The organism is Kitasatospora sp. NPDC091257 (genome assembly GCF_044757675.1).
GTDB classification, from domain to species: Bacteria; Actinomycetota; Actinomycetes; order Streptomycetales; family Streptomycetaceae; genus Kitasatospora; species Kitasatospora lactacystinica.
Genome location: NZ_JBIVVI010000798.1, coordinates 1 through 4,307 on the forward strand (window position 1 = coordinate 1; position 4,307 = coordinate 4,307).

Consider the following 4,307-nt stretch of genomic DNA (forward strand, 5'->3'; position numbering starts at 1 on the left):
CCCCACGACCGGCTCGCCCACGGCGGCGTCGTCACCGTCTCCGCGATCCTCGGCATGCCGGGGGTCGGCAAGACCACCCTGGCCCTGCACGCCGCCGACCTGATGTGCGAGTACTTCCCGGACGGCTACGTCTACCTCAACCTGCGCGCCCACGTCGGCAACCAGCCGCCGCTCACCCCGCAGGCAGCGGGCGCCCTCCTGCTCAGACGCCTGGGCGTTCCGGCCACCAGCATCCCGCTCGACGCGGAGGAGGTCTTCGCACTGTGCGTGGAGGCCCTGTCCTCGCGTCGGGCCGTCGTCATCCTCGACGACGCCTCGAATGCCACTCAAGTCCGCCCGCTGCTGCCGCCCGCACCGACCGCCCTGGTCATCATCACCAGCCGTCAGCGCCTCACCGACCTCCCGGACGCCAAGACGGTGTTCCTGGACGTCCTGACGGTGGATGACGCCGTCGCCCTGTTCCTGAACGTGGTCGGCCCGGAGCGCGCGGTGGAGCGGGAACACATCATCGAGATCGTGAAGCTTTGCGGCCTGCTTCCACTCGCCATCGCACTGGCCGCCAGCCGCTTCAAGGCACGCCCGTCCTGGACGCTCCCCCATCTCGCGCGGCGGCTGGCCCGCAAGACCGGACGCCTTGCCGAATTCCGCAATGGGTCGGAGAGCATCGCCCGGGCGTTCGAGCTCTCCTACCGCTATCTCCCGCCGAGCGAGCGCTCGGCCTTCCGACTGCTCGGGCTCCATCCGGGCCCGGACTTCGGGCTCCACGCGGCAGCCGCGTTGCTCGGGCAGCCGGTCGACGTGACCGACCGCATTCTCGAGGCACTGTTGAACTGCCATCTGATCCAGGAGATCTCACCGGAGCGCTACCAGTTCCATGACTTGATCAGGGAATTCGCCGCCGCTCTGGATCCGGGCGAGGAGCAACGAGCGGCGGCCGTCAATCGGCTGTTCCGCTACGCTCTCCACGCCGCTGACGCCGCGGACCGCCTCCTCTATCCGCGGCGTTCGAGACTGCCGGTTCCCGAGCCCGTCGGCGGGCCCGACCTGGCCGACCTGCTGACGGACCTCGCCCTGGACTCCCACGAGTCGGTGAAGGCCTGGCTGACCACGGAACGTCCGGGCCTGCTGGCCCTGGTGGCGAACTCCGGGGAGCTCGGATTCCCCGAGAGCGGCGCCTGGATCTCCCATGTGCTGGCCGGCCACCTCGAAGCCGAGGCCTACTGGAGCGACGCCCATGACATGCACCGGACGGCCGCAGCCCACTGGCGATCCGTCGGGAACGACCGCTGCGAGGCGCGGGCGCTGATCGACCTCGGCGCGACGCTCGCCAACGCGTCCCGCTATCCGTCCGCCGTCGAAGCCCTGTCGCACGGACTGGACCTGGCCCGGGCGGAGGGCGACCGGGATGCCGTCGCCAACGCACTCGGGATCCTCGGCCTCGCCCGATGGCACCAAGGGGCGCTGTCCGAGGCCCTGGCTCATCAGGAGGAGGCGCTGGGCATCCGTCGGGAGGCCGGCGACCACTGGAATGCCGCCCGCTGCCTCGCGAACGTCGGCATCGTGCACAGCTCTCTGGGCAATGCGGAATCCGCGCTGTCCGCCTACAGCAACGCCCTCCCGCTCGCCCGCGACTTCAACGACCGGCCGTTCGAGTTGCGCATCCTCAACAACATCGGCGACCTCCACCTCGGAGCCCGGAACCTCCTCGCGGCCCGATCAGCCTTCGAACTGGTCCTCAGCCTCGGGAGTGGCCACCTGCCCCAGTTCGACCTCGCCATCGTGAAGATCAATCTGGCGGCCTCTCTCTCGATTCCCGGAGAGCTCGACCGCGCCCTGGAGCTGTACGGGTCGGCCCTCGCGACCTTCCGGGAGAGCGGTGGCGTGCGAACGGAGGTGAACGCCCTGATCGCCCTCGCGGACACCCTCCGCGCCGCCGGGCGCCACACGGACGCCCGCGACCAGTACACCACCGCGCTGGGCCTCGCACGCTCCGTCGGAACCACCCGCGAGCAGGCCATCGCCCTCCGCGGGCTGGGTCTGTGCTCGGACGCGCTCGGCCTGCCCGACGAGGCTGCCGAGCACCTGGCGACAGCCGCCCACCTCGCCGAGCGGATCCACGCGGTCGAGGAGGCCACCCGAGCCAGGGACGCACTCGCCGAGATCCGCGACCGCCAGGACCGATGCTCCTCGTGACGGAGTACCCCTCGCCCCACAGCTGTCACACATATGACTACCAGTCAAGATGCCTGCTACGCAAGCGACTTGATTGACACGGGTGTCTCCTGATGCACTGGTGTTCCGAAGGGGAACGCCCCTTCGAGCACAGCTGAAGGAGAACGACAACCTTGCACCACGTAACATCACCCCGGGTACGTTCGACCTCTCGCGCGAGGGTCTCGTTCGACCACAACCACAACCAGGATGGCTCGTCGTCGTGCTGGGAGTGGTTGCCCATCTGGTGTGCACTGCCCCGGGGCGCCAGCGGCACGCTCCCCAGCTGCTGATGTGAGCGAGCCTCCCGCCCTCGTGCCCACGCACGAGGGCGGGAGGGCGCGGGAGACCGGGTCGCGCGCACCGGACCGTACGAGCCACCGGTCAGGGTCTGCTGCGGACCAACGTCACGGCCGCCTCTCCCGTGTACACCCGGAACGTCAGCGTCTCCTGAAGGTAGAGCTGAATCGTTTCGGCATCGTGGGAGAGGTAGCCCACCGAGGCGTCCTGGCCAAGGAAGAGCTCGAAGTCCCCGCCGCGGGCGGAGAGCAGGTAGGCGCCTTCGATGGCCGGGGCCCAGATGATGTCCCCGTCGAGGAGGCGGGCGATGTGGTTGTGGACGGGGTAGCCGTGGTCGCTGGTCTCGTTGACCGCGGTGAAGGCGTCCGCGCCGAGCAGGAGTGAGTACGGGCCGCCGACGCCGGCGAGGCGGAGGGCGGTGAGCCCGCGGCTGACGGCCTCCGGGTATTCCCTGACGTCCTGCGGGAGTTGGACCGCAGGGTTGGTGGAGGCGGCGCGGATGCCGTCGATGCCGGCGGCGCGGTAGCCCTCGAAGACGGCGCGGTCCTCGGCCAGGGCGAGCTTGCGACCGGCGTCCTTGACGGGCTGCCAGTCGGAGTCCCGGGAGCCGCGTTCGACGTCGTCCACGGCGTCGCGGCGGACGGTGAAGGGGACGCGCAGCTCGACCACCGGCTGGGCGGCGCGGGCGCGGGCCTGGATGCCGTCGGTCGGGGGGTCGATGGCGGTCAGGTGGCCGGTGCCGACGGCCGCGAGGGTGGCGCCCTCGGGGCCGTTGAGGTCGACCACCCGGCGGCCGGCGATGTGGAGCTTGAAGGTCTGGCGGGCCTCCTCCTCGATCTCCTCCCACGCGGCGGCGGAGATCGGGGCGAGGTCCCGGTGGAGGTTGTTCATGTGCGGGGTCCTGTTCAGGTGGTCTGTCAGGGCGTCTGTCAGGTGGTCTGCTTGAGGCTTCCGATGCCGAGCGAGCCGTCCCCGGAACCGGCCACGGAAGCGGGGACGGCCGCGGGAACGGCCGCAGGGACGGGGACGGACGCGGAAGCAGCCGGCGCCGGCGGCGGGGAGTCGAGGAAGTCGGCGGTCGGGACGAAGAACAGCCCGCCGGTGACGGCGGTGGAGAAGTCGAGCAGCCGGTCGGTGGTGCCGGGCGGGTTGCCGATGAACATGTTGCGCAGCATCTCCTCGGTCACCCCGGGGTCGGCCGCGTAGCCGATGAAGTAGGTGCCGACCTCACCGTCACGGCCGGCGGAGCCGAAGGTGCCGTACGGCATGTTGAAGCGGACGATCTGCCGCTCCTCGCCGTCCGGACCGGTGATCACGGTGAGCGCCACGTGCGAGTCGGCGGGTTTGACGTCGTCGGACAGCTCGATGTCGTCGAGCTTGGTGCGGCCGACCGCCCCCTCCTGCTGCTCGACGCTCAGCGCGTTCCAGGTGTCCATGTCGTGCACGTACCGCTGCACGACGACGTAGCTGCCGCCGGTGAACTCCGGGTCCTCGGCGCCGATCAGGGCCGCGCGTTCGGCGGCCCGGCCCTCCGGGTTCTCGGTGCCGTCGACGAAGCCGAGCAGGTCCCGGTCCTCGAAGTACTTGAAGCCCTGGACGGAGTCGACGACGGCCGCCGCCCCGGCGAGCCGTTCGGTGAGCTTCGCGGCCAGCTCGAAGCAGAGGTCCATCCGTTCGGCCCGCAGGTGCAGCAGCAGGTCGCCGGGGGCTCGTACAGCGCCCAGGTCGGACCGTACACCCGCTCATGCGCCATCAGCGCGTTCCAGCGCCCACGGTGAACCTGGTCGGCTCGCACC

Annotated in this window: 2 protein-coding genes and 1 pseudogene; 1 reads left to right on the forward strand and 2 read right to left on the reverse strand. The window is 70.5% G+C overall.

What is annotated here, in order from left to right; genetic code table 11:
- Positions 1–2,193: tetratricopeptide repeat protein (locus tag ACIQOV_RS29755; RefSeq protein ID WP_401053674.1), on the forward strand; the 2,193-nt coding region annotated here is incomplete at its 5' end.
- Between the two features lie 402 nt (positions 2,194–2,595).
- Here the strand turns inward: ACIQOV_RS29755 and ACIQOV_RS29760 are convergent.
- Complete coding sequence (locus tag ACIQOV_RS29760) at positions 2,596–3,402, reverse strand: family 1 encapsulin nanocompartment shell protein (protein WP_401053675.1); 807 nt, start codon at positions 3,400–3,402, stop codon at positions 2,596–2,598.
- A 38-nt stretch (positions 3,403–3,440) separates the two neighbouring features.
- Positions 3,441–4,229: pseudogene (locus ACIQOV_RS29765) on the reverse strand (Dyp-type peroxidase); the annotation flags it as partial.
- Positions 4,230–4,307: the final 78 nt, after the last annotated feature.

Bases quoted from the DNA above. Each gene is read 5' to 3' on its own strand.
- ACIQOV_RS29760 (WP_401053675.1), bottom strand. From the start codon at position 3,402: ATGAACAACCTCCACCGGGACCTCGCCCCGATCTCCGCCGCCGCGTGG.